This window comes from Pseudoalteromonas sp. BSi20429 (genome assembly GCF_000238895.1).
In the GTDB taxonomy this organism is placed as follows: domain Bacteria; phylum Pseudomonadota; class Gammaproteobacteria; order Enterobacterales; family Alteromonadaceae; genus Pseudoalteromonas; species Pseudoalteromonas arctica.
Map to the genome: position 1 here is coordinate 1 of NZ_BADV01000011.1, position 18,072 is coordinate 18,072.

Annotated in this window: 14 protein-coding genes; 13 read left to right on the forward strand and 1 reads right to left on the reverse strand. The window is 38.9% G+C overall.

Translation table 11 applies throughout. The annotated features are described in order from the left end of the window. Positions 1-700 precede the first annotated feature (700 nt). The 5 genes from P20429_RS17480 to ihfA all read left to right on the forward strand — a co-directional run bounded on the left by P20429_RS17480 (position 701) and on the right by ihfA (position 6,497). The gene (locus P20429_RS17480; RefSeq protein ID WP_007580341.1) at positions 701-1,756 is read left to right on the forward strand and encodes a DUF2066 domain-containing protein; all 1,056 of its coding nucleotides are present in this window, start codon (positions 701-703) and stop codon (positions 1,754-1,756) included. Then, positions 1,756-2,466, forward strand: coding sequence for a DnaA regulatory inactivator Hda (hda, locus tag P20429_RS17475; protein WP_007580342.1), 711 nt, complete (start codon positions 1,756-1,758; stop codon positions 2,464-2,466). The genes P20429_RS17480 and hda overlap by 1 nt, the downstream gene beginning before the upstream one ends. Positions 2,467-2,811: 345 nt before the next feature. Continuing rightward, complete coding sequence (gene pheS / locus P20429_RS17470) at positions 2,812-3,792, forward strand: phenylalanine--tRNA ligase subunit alpha (RefSeq protein ID WP_002960692.1); 981 nt, start codon at positions 2,812-2,814, stop codon at positions 3,790-3,792. A 15-nt stretch (positions 3,793-3,807) separates the two neighbouring features. Then, complete coding sequence (gene pheT, locus P20429_RS17465) at positions 3,808-6,195, forward strand: phenylalanine--tRNA ligase subunit beta (protein ID WP_007580344.1); 2,388 nt, start codon at positions 3,808-3,810, stop codon at positions 6,193-6,195. Between the two features lie 2 nt (positions 6,196-6,197). Beyond that, positions 6,198-6,497, forward strand: a complete 300-nt coding sequence (gene ihfA, locus P20429_RS17460; protein WP_002960690.1) for an integration host factor subunit alpha — start codon at positions 6,198-6,200, stop codon at positions 6,495-6,497. A 239-nt stretch (positions 6,498-6,736) separates the two neighbouring features. Here ihfA and P20429_RS17455 read toward each other — a convergent pair whose 3' ends face one another. Beyond that, a complete protein-coding gene (locus tag P20429_RS17455; RefSeq protein WP_007580345.1) occupies positions 6,737-7,537 on the reverse strand; it encodes a DUF2989 domain-containing protein in 801 nt (266 codons plus the stop codon). Positions 7,538-7,711: 174 nt separating this feature from the next. Between P20429_RS17455 and P20429_RS17450 the strand changes: the two genes are divergently transcribed. The 8 genes from P20429_RS17450 to P20429_RS17415 all read left to right on the forward strand — a co-directional run bounded on the left by P20429_RS17450 (position 7,712) and on the right by P20429_RS17415 (position 18,058). After that, positions 7,712-9,154, forward strand: coding sequence for a glyceraldehyde-3-phosphate dehydrogenase (locus tag P20429_RS17450; protein ID WP_007580346.1), 1,443 nt, complete (start codon positions 7,712-7,714; stop codon positions 9,152-9,154). Between the two features lie 183 nt (positions 9,155-9,337). Further along, positions 9,338-10,465, forward strand: coding sequence for a M14-type cytosolic carboxypeptidase (locus P20429_RS17445; RefSeq protein WP_007580347.1), 1,128 nt, complete (start codon positions 9,338-9,340; stop codon positions 10,463-10,465). Between the two features lie 376 nt (positions 10,466-10,841). After that, entirely contained in the window at positions 10,842-12,344 is a 1,503-nt protein-coding gene (locus tag P20429_RS17440) for a sodium:alanine symporter family protein (protein ID WP_007580348.1), read from the forward strand. A 139-nt stretch (positions 12,345-12,483) separates the two neighbouring features. Further along, positions 12,484-12,810 carry a hypothetical protein gene (locus P20429_RS17435; protein WP_007580349.1) on the forward strand — a complete coding sequence of 109 codons (327 nt, stop codon included), beginning with the start codon at positions 12,484-12,486 and terminating at the stop codon, positions 12,808-12,810. Position 12,811: 1 nt separating this feature from the next. Next, positions 12,812-13,093, forward strand: coding sequence for a YeaC family protein (locus tag P20429_RS17430; RefSeq protein WP_007378333.1), 282 nt, complete (start codon positions 12,812-12,814; stop codon positions 13,091-13,093). Beyond that, the gene (locus P20429_RS17425; protein WP_007580352.1) at positions 13,083-15,764 is read left to right on the forward strand and encodes a DUF349 domain-containing protein; all 2,682 of its coding nucleotides are present in this window, start codon (positions 13,083-13,085) and stop codon (positions 15,762-15,764) included. Before P20429_RS17430 ends, P20429_RS17425 begins: the two co-directional genes overlap by 11 nt. Positions 15,765-16,130: 366 nt before the next feature. Continuing rightward, the gene (locus tag P20429_RS17420; protein WP_007580354.1) at positions 16,131-16,685 is read left to right on the forward strand and encodes a DUF1439 domain-containing protein; all 555 of its coding nucleotides are present in this window, start codon (positions 16,131-16,133) and stop codon (positions 16,683-16,685) included. Between the two features lie 68 nt (positions 16,686-16,753). Then, positions 16,754-18,058 (forward strand): AarF/ABC1/UbiB kinase family protein, encoded by a 1,305-nt coding sequence (locus P20429_RS17415; RefSeq protein ID WP_007580355.1) that lies wholly within the window; start codon positions 16,754-16,756, stop codon positions 18,056-18,058. Positions 18,059-18,072 lie beyond the last annotated feature (14 nt).

The following is an 18,072-nucleotide window of genomic DNA, read 5'->3' on the forward strand; positions in this document are numbered from 1 at the left end:
CACCTAGCACGCAGGGCGGGCGCAGCGATTCCTGACGCTAAAATCACAACAAAATCTCTTAATATCTCAGGCGGCCAATACAGTAGCATTTACTACGTGACTCTCTAGCTGTGGGTACTACGACATCACCAGGTTTTAAATTGTAGAAAGCCCGAATCTAACGATTCGGGCTTTTTTACGTCTACAGAAAAGTAAAATACGCACAATTAACACACACTACATCAACACATATCACGTAGGTCGGGCGAGTGCAGCGACTCCCGACGCTAAAATCATGAAAAATATCCGCTCAGCAATGAGTGCGCATCATTTTCACTATGACTCTCCACCGCTGTGGGCACTACGACATCATCAGGTTTTAAATTGTAGAAAGCCCGAATCTAACGATTCGGGCTTTTACGTCTGCAGAAAGTAAAATATGAGCCAATAACGAAAAATATAAACCATAACATTATCAAGTACTTACATTAAATACCTTCATGATCTAACTAAACCCGAAAGGTTCGCGTTTTAAAAGTGTAGTAAAGTTAAATGTAGGTAAATAGCGTACAACTCACTCAACTATCTTATTCATATTTAATCTTTTTTACTTTCTATAAAAGCTAATTACTTTCATTTCCTTAGATAACAAATTTAATTTTGCTTTGTTACTGTCTTTGATTTAGGATCAAATCAGTTTAAAACCAAGAACTAACAGCCTGTGTATAGATTATTAATTAGCGCCATATCCATTTTATTTTGTTTTTCTGCGTCGGCAGTTGAAGTAACTGATCTATATCAAGATATTTTAAAAGTGGATGACAAAACACGAGACACTCGATTAGCTGCGAGTCGTAAAGCTTTGCTCAATGTTTTAGTGAAAGTAAGCGGTGATGAAACCGCGGATCAAAATAAATTAGCACAGCAACGCACTAAAGATATTTCTGATTATATGCTTAAGTTTGAATATGACGAGAGAGCAAATGGACAATTGAAACTTGTTGTTAAATTTGAAGCTCGAAAGATCAATGCGTTAATCAAAGAGTTAAACTTACCTTTATGGGGAGTACAACGCCCATTAGTCGCAATATGGTTAGGTATTGAAGACAATTGGCGCAGAGAATTAGTAACACAAGAAAGTTACCCGCAATTAGAGCAGTTAATTTATGACAAAGCTGGGCGTCGTGGTTTACCTGTCGTTGTTCCATTACTTGATTTGCAAGATCGACGTCTAGTAGGTATTCCTGAGGTATGGGGTAACTTTTCAGAACCAGTAGAAGAGGCCTCTAGACGCTACAGTGCTGAGCGAAGTATTACAGCAAGAATGTATAAAGAAGGGGATAGCGAAAATTGGATTTTAGATTGGCGTTTTACTAATGATGATCAATTTGATTCAAATAGATTAACGGGCGATAAGCAGCAAATAGTGAGTCAAATGATTGATACCTTAGCTCGAGGCCTTGCAAGCGAGTACGCTATTGATCCAAATGCTTATTATGAACAAGCCGCGGCCACGCTAACATTAAAAGGCACGCAAAGTTTTGTTGATGTTGAATTAGCAAAACAAAGATTATTGAACTTAAGCGTTGTTACGCAAGTTAAAATTGTTCGTAAAACACCAGAATTTGTAGAATTTAAACTAAACCACACTGGTAACCTAAGCGATCTTAAAAAAGGGTTAGGGTTAGACTCCTCATTTAAAGATTATGAGGATCCACGCGCTTTTTATCATGTTGTTGATAAAAATAGCTTAGAGTATCAATGGATAACGCCATAATGCTAACTTCTGAGCCGATGCAAATGGCATTACCGGTTACCTTGCCGGATGACGAAACATTTGCATCGTACTTTGGTGGGGAAGATTCGTTAGAGGTTAACCATTTAAAAGATAGCTTTTCGAAGTTAGCTAAAAAGTTTCAGTATACTTATTTATGTGGGTTAGGTGATTCGGGTAAGTCTCACCTTTTGTATGCAACCTGCATTAAAGCACAAGAGCGTGGCTTATCTAATATGCTGCTGTCTATGCGCGAAGTAATTGACTTTGGACCTATGGTATTAGACGGTTTAGAAGCACTTGATGTTCTATGTATTGATGACGTGCATTTAGTTGCAGGCAATGATGCATGGGAAAAAGCACTATTCAACTTTTTTAACCGGTTTAACGAACCCGGAAAAATGTTAGTAGTAACTGCCGATTTACTTCCTAGCATGCTCAATATCTCGCTGCCTGACTTAGAGTCTCGCTTAACGTGGGGAACAACCTTTCAAATTCGTTCTATGAGTGACGACGATAAAGCACAAGCACTTGTTAAGCGCGCTCATATGCGCGGGCTTGAATTAAGTGATGAGTGTGCACGCTTTTTACTAACCCGTTTAAGCCGTGATATGCGTGCTTTATTAGATGTACTCGACAAATTAGATCATGCATCTATGGCAGCACAGCGAAAATTAACTATTCCTTTTATAAAATCAACGTTAAAGCTGTAGTAGGTCTAGAATCTAGACCCTTCTTTCAGTTATCATAAGCTATTATCAGAGCGTGTTTACCTTTCCTGATTGGAATTTGTTTAACTTAAGAGTGCTTTAATCGCGTCGTGAGGGCTTTAGCGTAGTATTTATATGCGAAACTCGAACAACAAAGAACGTAGCCTCCGAGATAAACACTTCAAACTGCATGTGTTTGGTCTTTATTTAGCGTTATTGCATCACTTATGTAGGAAACTACAGTCCAATGCTTAACCTTATTTAATAACCAACCACACTGTTGTAAAGCAATCTTGAAAGGCCAACACGCTCTTAAGCAATCACCTTCTGTGAAAGATCAGGTATCGAATGAACTTAGAAAACATATTAGCGCAAGCACTTGAGGCGGTAGCCAGTGCCAGTGAAATAGCGCAGTTAGAAGATATCAGGGTTAATTACCTTGGTAAAAAAGGCGAAATCACTAGCTTACTTAAAACGTTAGGTAAAATAGCACCTGAAGAACGTAAAGAAGCAGGCCAAGTTATAAACCAAGCTAAACAAGATGTACAAGCTGCTATCAACGAAAAGCGTGAGTTGCTAGCAAGTAAAGCACTTGAAGAAAAACTAGCTGCTGAAACTATAGATGTAACTCTACCAGGGCGTGTTATGCCTACTGGCGGTTTACACCCAGTTACGCGCACTATTGAGCGCATAGAAAGCTTTTTCGGTGAGTTAGGTTTTGAAGTTAAATCTGGTCCCGAAATCGAAGACGATTTTCATAACTTTGATGCGCTAAATATTCCAGAGCACCATCCAGCACGTGCTGATCATGATACCTTTTATTTCAATCCTAAATTAGTACTACGTACACAAACAAGTGGCGTGCAAATTCGTACTATGGAAACTGAGCAGCCGCCACTACGCATTATTTCACCTGGACGTGTATACCGTAACGATTACGACCAAACACATACACCTATGTTCCATCAGGTTGAAGGTTTAATGGTTGATACCGATGTTAGCTTTACTGAGCTAAAAGGTATTTTGCATGATTTTTTACGTAACTTTTTTGAAGAAGATATGGAAATTCGTTTCCGTCCTTCATTCTTCCCATTTACAGAACCTTCGGCTGAAGTAGATGTTATGGGTAAAGACGGTAAGTGGTTAGAAGTACTAGGCTGCGGCATGGTACATCCAAATGTACTTAAGTCTGTGGGCATTGACCCAGAAAAATACACCGGCTTTGCTTTTGGTATGGGTGTAGAGCGTTTAACTATGTTGCGCTATGGCGTAAACGATTTGCGTGCATTTTTCGAAAATGACTTAAAATTCCTGAACCAGTTCCGTTAAGAGTGAAACAATAAAATGAAATTTAGTGAAAAGTGGTTAAGAGAGTGGGTTAATCCTGCTATTGATACGCAAGCTCTTTCGGAACAGCTTTCAATGGCTGGTCTAGAAGTTGATGGCGTTGAGCCTGCTGCTGCCAAATTTAATGGCGTAGTTGTAGGTGAAGTTGTTGAATGTGGACAACACCCAGATGCAGATAAACTGCGTGTTACCAAAATTAACGTAGGTGGCGATGAGCTACTTGATATCGTGTGTGGTGCACCAAATTGTCGTTTAGGTATTAAAGTTGCTGTTGCAACTGTGGGCGCTGTACTGCCTGGTGACTTTAAAATTAAAAAAGCCAAACTACGCGGCCAACCTTCAAACGGAATGCTATGTGCTTTTGTTGAGCTAGGTATTAGCGAAGAAGGCGACGGCATTATGGAATTGCCAAGCGATGCACCAGTAGGCACTGATTTACGTGACTACCTAGGTCTTGATGATAATATTATAGATGTTGATTTAACACCAAACCGTGGTGATTGCTTAGGTATAAAAGGTCTAGCACGCGAAGTAGGCGTTTTAAATAGTATTGACGTAAACGTATTAGATATTCCAGCTGTTACTCCAACAATTGATGACAAAGTATCAATTGAGCTAGTTAATGAAGATGCATGTCCTCGTTACCTTGGTCGTGTGATAAAGGGTATTAACCTTGATGCAGAAACACCGCTTTGGATGGTTGAAAAGCTACGTCGCAGTGGCGTACGTTCAATCGACCCAGTAGTTGATGTTACTAACTATGTATTACTTGAACTTGGTCACCCAATGCACGCGTTTGATTTAAATGCGATTGAAGGTGGTATTAAAGTACGTAGTGCAAACGCAGGTGAAGAACTTGTTTTATTAGACGGTAACACCGCTAAATTAAACGACACAACACTTGTGATAGCCGATCATAACAAAGCACTTGCAATTGCAGGTATTTTTGGTGGTGAGCAATCAGGTGTTACAGATAAAACATCTGATATATTACTTGAAAGCGCATTTTTTAATCCTGTAGCAATTGCAGGGCAAGCACGTAGCTACGGTTTACACACTGATGCTTCACACCGTTATGAACGCGGTGTTGATTTTGCTCTACAACATGATGCAATGGAACGTGCAACAGCACTTCTTCTTGAGATTGTAGGTGGTCAAGCAGGTCCTGTAGTTGAAGCTGTTGCGGCCGACAAACTACCAAAAGTGACTGAAGTACGTCTTCGTCGTGCACGTTTAGACCGTGTTATTGGTCATCATATTGAAGATGCTAAAGTAACAGATATTCTTACGCGTTTAGGTCTTGATGTTAAAGTAGAAAATGAAAGCTGGAGTGCGGACGTACCAAGCTACCGTTTTGATATTCGCATCGAAGAAGATTTAATTGAAGAAGTAGCACGTGTTTACGGTTACAACAGCATTCCAAATGTTGCACCAACTGCAAAACTTAAAATGACGACACATAACGAAGCAACTATTGCGCTTAGCAAGTTCCGCAATACGTTAGTGACTCGTGGTTACCAAGAAGCAATTACATATAGCTTTGTAGACCCTAAAGCACAAGCTATTTTACACCCAGAGTGTAAAGCAATGGTATTACCGCACCCTATTTCAATTGAAATGTCAGCGATGCGTGTAAGTTTAATGCCGGGTTTATTAGCGTCTGTAGCGTATAACCAAAATCGCCAACAGCCTCGTATTCGTTTATTCGAACATGGTCTTAAATTTATAAGCGACGAAAGTGCAGAAAATGGTGTTTACCAAGTACCGGTTATTGGCGGCGTTATTACGGGTCTTGTAAATGGTGAACATTGGGTTGAAGAAAAACGTAACGTTGATTTTTACGATTTAAAGGGTGATGTTGAAGCCTTACTTGCAATTACTAATGACGTTACTCGCTTTGAAATTAAAGCCGAGCAGTCAGATGGACTTCATCCTGGCCAATCAGCTGTAATATATGTTGATGGCAAAAAGGTTGGTTTTTTTGGTGCTTTACATCCTCAAGCTCAAAAGTCGTTAGATATCAACAACGCAACTTTTGTTTTTGAAATTGAAATGTCAGCAATAGAAAAAAGAAATTTACCGCAAGCAGAAGGGGTGTCTAAATTCCCTTCAAATCGCCGCGACATCGCGATTTTAGTGGCAGACAGCGTTAAATCCGGCGACATTTTAAGCGTGATCGAAAAAGTTGGCGGAAATCAATTGGTTGACCTAAACTTATTCGATGTGTATAAGGGCAAAGGTATTGAGCCAAATTATAAGAGTTTGGCGATTGCTCTAACACTGCAAGCGGTTGATAGAACACTCGAAGAGAAAGATATCAATCTAGTAGTTGATAACGTGGTGGCCGAATTGGCCGAACAGTTTAATGCATCGTTGAGGGACTAGATATGGCGCTTACTAAAGCCGACATAGCTGAACACCTATTTGAAAAGCTCGGGATCAATAAAAAAGATGCCAAAGATTTAGTTGAAGCGTTTTTTGAAGAAATCCGCTCAGCGCTAGAAAAAGGCGAGCAGGTTAAGCTCTCTGGATTTGGTAACTTTGATCTTCGAGACAAAAAAGAAAGACCAGGCCGCAACCCGAAAACAGGCGAAGATATTCCTATTTCGGCACGTCGCGTGGTGACTTTTCGACCAGGTCAAAAGCTTAAAACCCGCGTAGAAGTGGGCACAAGCAAAGCAAAATAAAAAAAGGCAGCGTAAGCTGCCTTTTTATTTGCCTGAATAACCTAGTTATTAAATTATACCAACCTGCATAAATCTTTGATCAATTTAACGAATTAAATTGCACTATAACGTCGTTAAAAATGTTTTATTTAGAACAACTAGATACAAAAATTTTTGCCTAGTTCTAGCGTAATTTCCTTAACGTTAAATAGACCCCATATATAAGCAGATTGGTATTAGGTTATTTTTGCGATTATAAATTAAAACTCTCGAGGAGATACAAAATCACCTGCCATTATTTGCTGAAATGTTTGCTCTGCAAGTACATCTAGGCTGTCTAAGCTTTTACCATTCGTTATTAATTGCTGCTCAATGTCAAACACGTCAATATTTTCAATCCCCGACATTTGCGCTACTTTAGAAAATATATATGCATGCTTAAATTTATCATGTTTATAAAAAAGACTAATAAGTGATGTATACACTTCAGGATTCGGTACGTTGTCTTTTTTATTGAGCTCTAAAGTTTTATAAAGCAAATCGATGGTTTTTTCATCGTCGAACTTAATATAGTACGATGCTAAAAAAAATTGCATTTCGGCACTTTGAGTTACACTTTTGTCATTTTCTATCGCCAATAATTTAGTCAGTGCGTTTTGGTTATTATTTCGTGACCATTGGTAGTAGAGCAAACCTGGATGGTTCGTATTTTGGGTATCTTGGTATAACCGAGTCATTTCTTTAATGCTCGTTAATTGACCGTCAATACGTGACGTTTTTTTAGCTTTTAACTTAATATGTTCAATTTTGGCAGCCACAGTTATACATTGGTTATAGGATTCAAAGTCTTTGAGTAATTGGTATTTATTTTCATCAGTAGGGCCTTTGTATTCTATGTAACGTTTGATAATTACATCAGAACGCTCATCCTTGCAGTGGCTGTCTTTGTTTAAGTCGCTACAAAAGCCAGGTGTTTCTTTGCACACTTGTGCGAGTGTTAACGCCTCTTCACACCCTGTCAACGTTAGCAAACCCAATAGTACACTTGCTTTTTTAAGCATCCCTTAACCCCAAATGAATATCTACCTTGTTATTCTAACGCAATCATTTAACGCCTAACAGTAGAGAATAACTTCAGATTAAATTAGAATAGCCCTGCCTGAAGTGCATTACTCTCAAAATATAGTGCATTTTTAAAGGCTATCCGTTCAAAATGATAAACTTAGGTAAATAAAATGACCTCATCTCACGAGTTAGAATACACAAATAGTTGGCAAGAGCGCCAAGATTACGCAGAAAGCATGCAACCAATCATTGGTAAACTTTACCGTAATCGTGGTATCGAAATCGCTGTATATGGCCGTCCTCTCGTAAATGCCAGTACTATCGATATTATCAAATCTCACAAAACTGTTGCTCAGTTTGAAGGCACTAAATTACGTTTGCGTGAAAGCTTCCCATTTTTAGAAGCTATCAGCAAAATGGAATTAAACTCTGCACGTATTGATATTGGTAAGCTTGCATATAGTTATTTGTTCACTGAAGCTGCAAAAGGCCGCTCAGTAGAAGAGTTTGTAAAAGATGAACTTGCAGAAATAGCTGACTTACCAGCGAAAGAACCACGCGATGTTGTATTGTATGGTTTTGGTCGTATTGGTCGTTTACTAGCGCGTTTATTAATTGAAAAATCAGGTCCATATTCAGATTTACGTTTGCGCGCTATTGTTGTGCGTGGCGGTAAAGATGGTGATCTTGAAAAGCGTGCAAGCTTACTGCGTCGTGATTCAATACACGGTCCATTCAATGGCTCAATCACTATTGATAAAGAACGTAACGCAATTAAAGCCAACGGTAGCTACATTCAGGTTATTTACGCTAACTCTCCTAGCGAAATTGATTACACTCAATACGGTATCGACAATGCATTAATTGTTGATAACACCGGTATTTGGAAAGACGAAGCGGGCCTTGGCCAGCATCTAGAGTGTAAGGGCGCTGCAAAAGTATTATTAACAGCTCCTGCAAAAGGTAATATCAAAAACATCGTATATGGTGTTAATAACAAAGATATTTTACCTGAAGATAAAATTGTTTGTGCAGCAAGCTGTACAACCAATGCAATTACACCAACGCTTAAAGCACTAAACGATAAGTTTGGTATTAATAATGGCCATGTTGAAACTGTTCACTCGTACACGAACGATCAAAACCTTATTGATAACTACCACAAAGCAGAGCGCCGTGGCCGTGCCGCAGCACTTAACATGGTAATTACTGAGACAGGGGCTGCAAAAGCGGTTTCAAAAGCATTACCAGAGCTTGAAGGCAAATTAACAGGTAACGCAATCCGCGTACCTACACCTAATGTGTCGCTAGCTATTTTGAACCTTAACTTAGCAACAAGCACATCAGTTGAAGAGCTAAACGCATTTTTACGCGATACTGCACTTCATTCAGACTTACGTGACCAAATTGATTACACAGCATCAACGGAAATTGTTTCTACCGATTTAGTAGGTAGCCGTTACGCAGGTGTTGTTGATTCACAAGCAACGATTGTTGAAGATAACCGTATTGTTTTATATGTATGGTACGACAATGAGTTTGGTTACAGCTGCCAAGTAGTTCGTTGTATGCGCGATATGGCCGAAGTGTCATTCCCAAGCTTACCTCGCTAATTTATTTGCAGTGACTTAAAAGCCAGCATATTGCTGGCTTTTTTGGTCGTGTATTATTTTTAAAGCGTATGCCTTGTGATAGGCTTTAATTAAGAAAATGCACATTCGTTTTACTATTTACAAAATAATGTCAGTTCTGTGAATTAATAAGCAGATAAACTTATTTAACCTAAAGGTTTTTTCATGAAAATCAGCAGCAATTTCGACAGTGGTAATATCAAAGTTATTGAAGCCACCGATCCTTTAAATATTCAATTAGAAATTAATAAAGATCACCAGTCTGAATTTTATCAGTGGTTTCACTTTCGTCTTGAAACAACGCCTTACCAATTGCATAAGTTAAATATTAATGAGCTTGATAAATCAGCTTACCCAGATGGTTGGGAAGGGTATCAAGCCGTTGCATCATATGACCGCCAAACATGGTTTCGTGTACCATCAAGCTATGAAAATGGCACATTAAGCTTTGAAATTGAACCAGAGTGCGGCAGCGTGTATTTTGCTTACTTTGCGCCATACAGTTACGACCGCCATTTAGATTTATTATCTTGGGCACAAAGCCAAGGTGCTTGCCAATTAATAACACTTGGTGAAACACTTGATGGCCGCGATATGAGTGTGCTTAAAATTGGTGAGCCAAGTGAAGATAAGAAAAATATCTGGATCACAGCACGTCAACATCCAGGTGAAACAATGGCAGAGTGGTATGTTGAAGGTCTACTGCACAAACTTCTTGATGACGAAGACCCACATGCAGCTGCGCTTCTATCAAAAGCAGTATTTTACGTTGTGCCAAATATGAATCCAGATGGCAGCGCACGCGGACATCTCCGTACTAATGCTAAAGGCGTTAACTTAAACCGTGAATGGCAGACACCAAGTATGGAAAATAGCCCTGAGGTTTACCTAGTACTAAATAAAATGCGCGAAGCTGGCTTAGATATGCACTTAGATATACACGGAGATGAAGCTATTCCGTATAACTTTGTGGCAGGCAGTGAAGGTATTCCAAGTTATGATGCTCGTCTTAAAGGCCTTGAAGATAGCTTTAAAGCTGCGCTTTTAACTATTACTCCAGAGTTTCAAGATGAGCATGGCTATCCAAAAGATGAGCCCGGCAAAGCTAACCTTACGGTAGGTTCATCAGCTACTGCTGAAGAATTCAAAGCATTAACGTACACAATTGAAATGCCATTTAAAGACAACAACGATTTACCTGATCCAGACTATGGCTGGTCAGACCGTCGTTCGTATCAATTTGGTCAAGATACGTTAGCGGCAATTGTTAATGTTGTTGATAATTTAAGATAAAACATTTATTTGAAGGGTATCAATAGTTTTGATGCCCTTTTTGCTTTTAGTAAAACCCCTTTTACAAAAAATAATAATCATATAGCAACTTCACTCCAAAACGTTTTTAACGTTTCTTCGCCGCGTATCATCACCGTATCGGTACAAATCAATCTACTTTCCTTTAAATACTGCTGATGCAGTGCCTTACAATAGCTACGTAATTAGATATTTTGAAAATTAAGTGTTAACAAAGTTGGGGTACTTAAGTTAAGATTAATTAAATAATGAGTCGGGACGGGAGAGGTAAAACCTTATTTCGTGAAACTTATGTTGCGTAGTAGCTAAAGCAGAGTCTCGTAATTAAAAATAATAAATATAACTATAGAGGATATCCATGGAAGCTTTTGTAAGCGCTGTTAATGATGTTGTTTGGAGTAATGCACTCATCTATTTATGCCTAGGCGCAGGCTTGTTTTATTCAGTATTAACTCGATTTGCTCAAGTTCGACATTTCAAAGAAATGTGTAAGTTATTATTTAGTCCAAACACGTCTGATAAAGGTATCTCATCTTTTCAAGCCCTTGCAGTATCGTTGTCTGGACGAGTCGGTGTTGGTAATATCGCAGGTGTTGCAGCAGCTATCGGTTTTGGTGGACCAGGTGCTATTTTTTGGATGTGGGTTGTTGCTTTTCTAGGTGCAAGTACCGCATATGCAGAATCTACTTTAGGCCAAATTTATAAAACAGAAGAAAACGGGCAATATCGTGGCGGCCCAGCGTATTATTTTGACCGTTGTTTAGGGCAAAAATGGCTAGCTGTTTTATTTGCTGTTTCGGCAATTATTGCATGTGGTGTTTTTCTGCCAGGCGTACAAGCAAATGCGGTAGGTAATGCATTTACTCAAGTGTTTGGCAATGGCAATATGGTTTCTACTAGCTTTGGTGACGTAGGCAGCTTTAAATTGGTCGCTTTGGCAATTATCCTTATTGTTTTGGCGTTTATTATTTTCGGCGGAATAAAGCGTATTGCGAACTTTACGCAAATAGTAGTGCCATTTATGGCGCTTGGTTACATAGTATTGGCACTAATCGTAGTATTTTTAAATTTAGATAAAGTGGGTGATATATTTTATTTAATTATTAGTGATGCGTTTACTGCGCAGGCCGGTTTTGGTGCTGCTATTGGTTGGGGCGTTAAACGCGGTATATATTCTAATGAAGCAGGCCAAGGTACTGGGCCTCATGCAGCAGCCGCTGCAGAAGTTGATCACCCTGCTCAACAGGGGTTAGTACAAGCTTTCTCTGTTTACGTTGATACCATCTTTGTGTGTACTGCAACAGCATTAATGATTTTAATAACGCAGCAATACAATATTGTGGGTGAGTTACCAGCAGGACAATTTATTGTTCAAAATGTTGATGCAGCCACTGAAGTGGGTTCAGCAGCCTTTACGCAAATGGCTCTATTTAGTGTATTTGGTAGCTTTGGGCAGGCATTTGTTGGCATCGCATTGTTCTTCTTTGCTTTTACCACAATACTTGCTTATTACTTTATTGCAGAGACTAATATTGCTTACTTAAATCGTTATTTTAAAGGCAGTATTCCGCTTGTTATCGTGAAGTTTGTGATTATGTTTATGGTTGCATACGGCATGGTAAACAATTCAGGTTATATCTGGACTATTGGTGATATTGGCGTTGGCTTAATGGCCTGGATCAACATACTAGGTATTTTAGCTATTTTCTTCGTAGCTAAGCCTGCTTTGTTATGTTTGAGCGATTATGAAGAACAGAAGAAAAAAGGCGGAAAGATCATATTTGATCCAGTTAAATTAGGCATTAAAAACGCCACGTTCTGGGAAAAACGCTTAGAGAAGCAGTCAAAAGACGCAGAGTAATTAAACTTAGTGGGCAACTTAGAAAATTATCGCCCCAAAATTAGTTATTGGTTTGAATTCAAAAAAGACAACGAGAAATAAAACAAGTACAATAAAGGCGCCGAAAGGCGCTTTTTTTATGCGTAGTATGGAGAGAAGTATGGCGATTATTCGTTGCCCAAAATGTGCAAAATCAATTTCAGATAAACATAAGCAATGTCCGCATTGCGAAAGCAACATTGCAGAGCTAAACGACGAGCAAGTTTTGCAACTTCAGCGCGAACAGCGAATTAAAAAAAAGCAGATGTTTATAAATCACTCCTTTTTGGCGCTTATCTTATTTTTAGGTGGTTTTTTCTGTTTGTACTTTTTACAACCGCAAGAAAAAACGCTTCAGTGGTATGCTTATACTGCGGCTATTGGCGTAGGGTGTATTTGGTATCTTATAAACCGAATTGTTTTAGTGACTCTAAAAAAGAAAAAATGACATGAATATCGACAATCTTGTACAAAATATTACTCCCGAATTATTCGAACGCTTACAATACGGTGCATCAACTGGCAAATGGCCAGACGGTACCGTTTTATCAGACGAGCAAAAGCAACAAACAGTGCAGTTGGTTATGTTGTATCAAGCAAAAGTGGCTCAATCAAACGAGCAATTTACGATTGGTGCTAATGGTGAAATGATCCAAAAGACAAAAGCTCAACTACAAAAAGAATTTAAATCAGACAACGAAATAGCTAGGTTTAGTGAACATGATCTTTAAGCACCTTTTTACACCGAAATGGAAACACCCTAAGCAACAAGTACGTCTTGATGCTATCGAAAAATTAGACATTGAACGTGATGCAACCATATTAAACACGTTAGCACTTGAAGACAGCTCAGCTGAAATACGCCGCAAAGCACTACAAAAAGTAAACGAGTTACCACTTTGGTGGAAAGCATATAAACAAGATCAAGCATTAAAAGATATAGCAGAGCTTCAAATATCTAATGCTGTTTTAAATAGCGAAAGTGCACTAACACCGCAAATTAAAAACGAATACATAGAGCGTTTTGCACCCGTTAAAACACTCGAAAAGTTAGCGTTTGCAGAAAAAGAACTGCAAGTACGCGTTAAATTATTAAAACGTTTAGCAAATCCAAAACTAGTAGAAAAAGCATTTAAAGAAGGTAGCGAAGAGCTACAAACTCAATTAGTTGAACTTGTTATTACCCATCAATTAATTAAGCCATTAGTAAAGCATGCAAAGGATGGTGCAAAAGCAGCACTTGAAACGCATATTGAAAATGAGCGTTTAGCAATAGAAATGCCACTGCAGGTTGAAAGTGCAACACGTGTTATTTTAGCTAAGTTAAATGCTTTACGTGAAAAAACAGATTTTGGTGTTGTAAATCCACAAGCCGGCGAATTAATGGCCCAGTGGCAAGCACTTGAGCTCAAATGGCTAAGTGATGAGCGTGTTAAGCTTCTTGACGAAAAATATATTTCGATTACCACTAAGTTAGATGCACACATTGAACAGCTAAAAGCGATACACGACAAAGAGCAGCAAAAATTAGCGCTACAACAGCGCCAATTGCTAGCGCTTGCAACTGTTGAAGCGTTAAGTGAAGAAATAGAAAACGCCTTACAGCTAGGCCTTGAAACACCAGAGCAAATTCAACAAGATTGGCTTGATGCAAAAGTAGCGCAAGCTAAGCAAGCTATTAGCGAAACAGAACTTGCTAATAATACGCAATCTAAACTGGCTGTAAGCAAGTTAGAAAAGCTATTTACTCAAGTTGCTAAATTACCTGAGCTAACAACGGCTATTAAAGAGTACAAACTCGCTTTTGCAGCATTATGCGAAATTAAGCCAGCAGAAGATTTAGCGCAATACGATGCAACTCTAACTGAATTTAATAATGGTTTTAAAGCAGCGCGTAGTCATTTAAATATTTTAGATGGTGCACTGCAAAGTACCTTTAAAACACAGTTAAATACGCATAAAAAGCAATTTTTAGCACCAATGAGTGAGCTAGTTAAGCCACTTGAAAAAAACCAAAGCCAAGCAAAACGCAAAGCTCGTGATGTTAAACGCCTAATTGAAGAAGGTCGTTTTAATGTTGCCTTTGGCGTGTTTAAAGGGTTTGAAGAGTTATTTAATACACTCACTGAGCAATATCAACAGCCGCTTGTAAATATTAAAGCGGAACTTGAAGCGCAACTTGCAGATGCTAAAGATTGGCAAAAATACGCTGCAGCACCAAAGCGTGAAGCTTTATTAGAAGAAGTAAGTGTATTAGTAAGTGAAGAGTGTACTGACCCACAACAACGTGCAGAGCAAGTAAAAGTGCTACGCAAACGTTGGAATGAGTTAGGTCGCTTAGATACAGATGAAGAAAAGCAACAAGGCGTACAGTTTGATGAAAAAATCGAGCTGTTATTTGCACCTTGTCGTAGTTACTTTGCAGAGCAAGAAGTACAACGCGAAGCGTCAAAAGCACAACGCGAAAGTATTATTAGCGACATGCACGCGCTTCATTTACAGCCTACGGCTGAGGATGACTTTGATTGGAAGCAATATGAAAGCCAATACAATCGTTTAAACAAAGCGTGGCGCAGTGTAGGTAAAGTTGACCCTAAAACATACCGTACACTAAACGATCGTTATAAAAGCGAGCAACAACAAGTACTGGCTTTATTAAACGCATTTCATAAAAGTAATGCCGTACTTAAAAATGAATTAGTAGAAAAAGCGCAGCAATTATCACAAAGCGATGATTTAGCCGCTGCGTGCCAAGAGTTGAAGCAAATGCAGCAGCAATGGCAAACAATTGGTTTTGCAGGTTTAAAAGCTGAAAATGCGTTATGGCAAAAATTTCGTCAATTTAACGATGAAACATTTACTAAACGTAGTAGTGAATTTGAGCAGCAAAAACTTGATCAAAATGAGTCAGATAAACAAGCAGTTGCAGAACTTGCTGAGCTTGAAGCAGCACTTAGCGATGTAAATCAAAGAGCACAGTTGCATGACCTAGAAACAAAAGTGAAAGGGTACACGCAATTTAGATCGTTAGCGCCAAAAGTTACTAAGCTACTAGCAGCTATTGACGATAAACTTGCATTGCTTACAAGCAAATCAGAGCAAGCTAATCTAGATGCGTTAATTACAGCACTTGAAAACAATGAAGCGTTACCAAGTCAGTATCAAGCACCGCTTAAAACAGCATTAAATACAGATCAACTTATTACGCGCATGGAAATATTAGCGAACGTAAGTTCAACCGATAAGTCACTTAGAATGGCAGAACAAGTAGCCATGTTAGATGACAAACATCGTGGCGAACATGCTGATTTAAACTATTATTTAAAACAGTTATTAGCGCTCAGTGCTGGTTCAGTTGAACCTGACACACTAACGCGACTTAAAGCGACACTTGCAGCTTAATGCACTAGGGCGTGTTGACCTTTCGTGGTTGAATTTGCAGCAGACTGTTTGGTATTTAGGCAAGGCAGAGTCTATGTAGTGTGGTTATTCCCCATAAATAGGCGATAACGCAGCATAAATGCCAAACATGCGCTGCCCTTTGGGTTCTTTCTAGGGACGATTAACTCTTTGTTGCTCGGTTTTGACTTAGCCCGCTAGGTTACAAACCTCACGCCGCGATTAAATCGACCCTAGATTGAACGAATTTCAATCCACAAAGGTCAACACGCCCTAGAACCAGCGTAATATATGCTGGTTACTATTTTAATAAGCCGCTTTAATAGCGGCTTTTTTATGTACCACTAATTTATAAACAAAAGGGTTCTCATGAGAATTTTAGTTATTATTGCAGCGTTATTTTTAACTGCCTGTAATACCACGCAAGGCATATCAGTATATTCATTTACTAACTCTGAGCTTGAGTCTGTACTGGGTAAGCAATTACCAAAGTTAAGTGAAAAAGTAAGCTTAATGGGTTTGCCGGTTCAGTTTGATGTAAACGACTTAAGTGTAAATATTGGACCTGATAACCGCGATGTTGTTGTTCTTGGTGCCGATTCAAGCGCTGAAATTAATGCATTCGCACTTAAATACCCAGTGCGTTTAAAGCTACAAATTGAAGGTAGCCCATTCTACGACAGTGAGAAAAAAGCAGTGTTTTTACGTAATATTAAATTACTTGATTCGAGTGTTGATGCCGGTGGTTTCAAAGGTAATTTAGGTGCACTTGATAGCCAAGCTATGGATGTTATTAATGCTTTTTTAGCGGTTAACCCTGTTTATACTCTAAATATGGACGACCCTAAAATGATGCTACTCAGTAAACTTCCACTTGATATGAAAGTGGTTGAAGGTGCAATTAAGCTAGTACCTCGTCTATAAGTAGATCTACCTACTTACAATATACGTATTAATTAGCCTGACTTTCAGGCTAATTAGGTTTTAATATTATGGCGGCTCCTCGTACTGTTCCCACTTCTCGGCTTTCTCGCTTTGCAAAATTAGGCTCACTCGCAACAGGTGTTGCTACCAACATGTTAGTTGATGGCGCTAAGAGCGCGCTAACCGGTAAAGGTTGGGACAATAAAAGCTTGCTACTACAACCTAAAAATATTGAAAAGCTAGCCACACAGCTATCTCATTTACGTGGCGCTGCAATGAAGCTCGGGCAATTACTTTCAATGGATGCCGGTGATTTACTTAGTCCTGAATTGGCTCAGTTACTTGCTTTACTGCGCTCGGACGCGAATCCAATGCCTCATAAGCAGCTTGTTGAGGTGTTAAAAGAGCAATGGGGGGATGAGTGGCTAGCGCGCTTTTCTCATATTGAGTTAAGGCCATTTGCAGCGGCTTCTATAGGGCAAGTTCATTTAGCTTATAGAGAAAATGGCGATCAGCTTGCTGTTAAAATTCAATATCCTGGTATTGCAAAAAGTGTAGTAAGTGATGTAGATAACGTTATTTCTTTATTAACGATTTCTCGATTATTGCCAAAAGATCTTAATATTAAACCACTTATTAGTGAGGCTAAAGCGCAGTTATTAGCCGAGGCTGATTATAAGCGGGAGGCTCAGTACTTAATACGTTATAAAAATGCACTAGCAAGTAATCCCCACTTTAAAGTGCCTAACGTATATCCAGAGCACAGTACACAACAAGTACTTACTATGGAATATATAAAAGCAGAGCCCATTGAGAGCATTACAGAGCTACCTGATAGTCAAAAAAGCTTTGTTGCAGAGCAACTGATTGATTTGTTTTTTAAAGAAATGTTTGAATTTAAATTAATTCAAACCGATCCTAATTTTGCCAATTTTCATTATCAGCTTGATACACAAAAAATTGTTTTATTTGATTTTGGTGCAACGCGAGAAATATCAACCGAGCTTAGCCGCGCTTATTTAGCTTTATTTAAAGCGGGTAGTGAAAACAACAGAGAAGGTGTACTTAGAGCGGCTTCACACATTGGTTATTTTAAAAATGACTTAGTTGATGAGTACAAAAACAACGTCATTGATTTATTTTTAATGGCGTGCGAGCCACTGAGAGCAGAAGGGGAGTTTGATTTTAAAAATAGCGAACTAGCGCTCAAAATTAAAAATGCAGGGCTTGCCCTCAGTGCACAATCTCAGCAATGGCATACACCGCCCGTTGATGCGCTATTTATTCACCGAAAACTTGCAGGACTTTACTTAATAGCCGCAAGGCTAGGTGCAAAAATAGATGTAAAAACGCTATTTCAGCACTATTTATAGCGTTTTAATTTACA

Bases quoted from the DNA above. Each gene is read 5' to 3' on its own strand.
- P20429_RS17435 (WP_007580349.1), top strand. From the start codon at position 12,484: ATGGCGATTATTCGTTGCCCAAAATGTGCAAAATCAATTTCAGATAAA.
- pheS (WP_002960692.1), top strand. From the start codon at position 2,812: ATGAACTTAGAAAACATATTAGCGCAAGCACTTGAGGCGGTAGCCAGT.
- ihfA (WP_002960690.1), top strand. From the start codon at position 6,198: ATGGCGCTTACTAAAGCCGACATAGCTGAACACCTATTTGAAAAGCTC.
- P20429_RS17445 (WP_007580347.1), top strand. From the start codon at position 9,338: ATGAAAATCAGCAGCAATTTCGACAGTGGTAATATCAAAGTTATTGAA.
- P20429_RS17415 (WP_007580355.1), top strand. From the start codon at position 16,754: ATGGCGGCTCCTCGTACTGTTCCCACTTCTCGGCTTTCTCGCTTTGCA.
- P20429_RS17420 (WP_007580354.1), top strand. From the start codon at position 16,131: ATGAGAATTTTAGTTATTATTGCAGCGTTATTTTTAACTGCCTGTAAT.
- P20429_RS17430 (WP_007378333.1), top strand. From the start codon at position 12,812: ATGAATATCGACAATCTTGTACAAAATATTACTCCCGAATTATTCGAA.
- P20429_RS17425 (WP_007580352.1), top strand. From the start codon at position 13,083: ATGATCTTTAAGCACCTTTTTACACCGAAATGGAAACACCCTAAGCAA.
- P20429_RS17450 (WP_007580346.1), top strand. From the start codon at position 7,712: ATGACCTCATCTCACGAGTTAGAATACACAAATAGTTGGCAAGAGCGC.
- P20429_RS17440 (WP_007580348.1), top strand. From the start codon at position 10,842: ATGGAAGCTTTTGTAAGCGCTGTTAATGATGTTGTTTGGAGTAATGCA.
- P20429_RS17455 (WP_007580345.1), bottom strand. From the start codon at position 7,537: ATGCTTAAAAAAGCAAGTGTACTATTGGGTTTGCTAACGTTGACAGGG.
- hda (WP_007580342.1), top strand. From the start codon at position 1,756: ATGCTAACTTCTGAGCCGATGCAAATGGCATTACCGGTTACCTTGCCG.
- pheT (WP_007580344.1), top strand. From the start codon at position 3,808: ATGAAATTTAGTGAAAAGTGGTTAAGAGAGTGGGTTAATCCTGCTATT.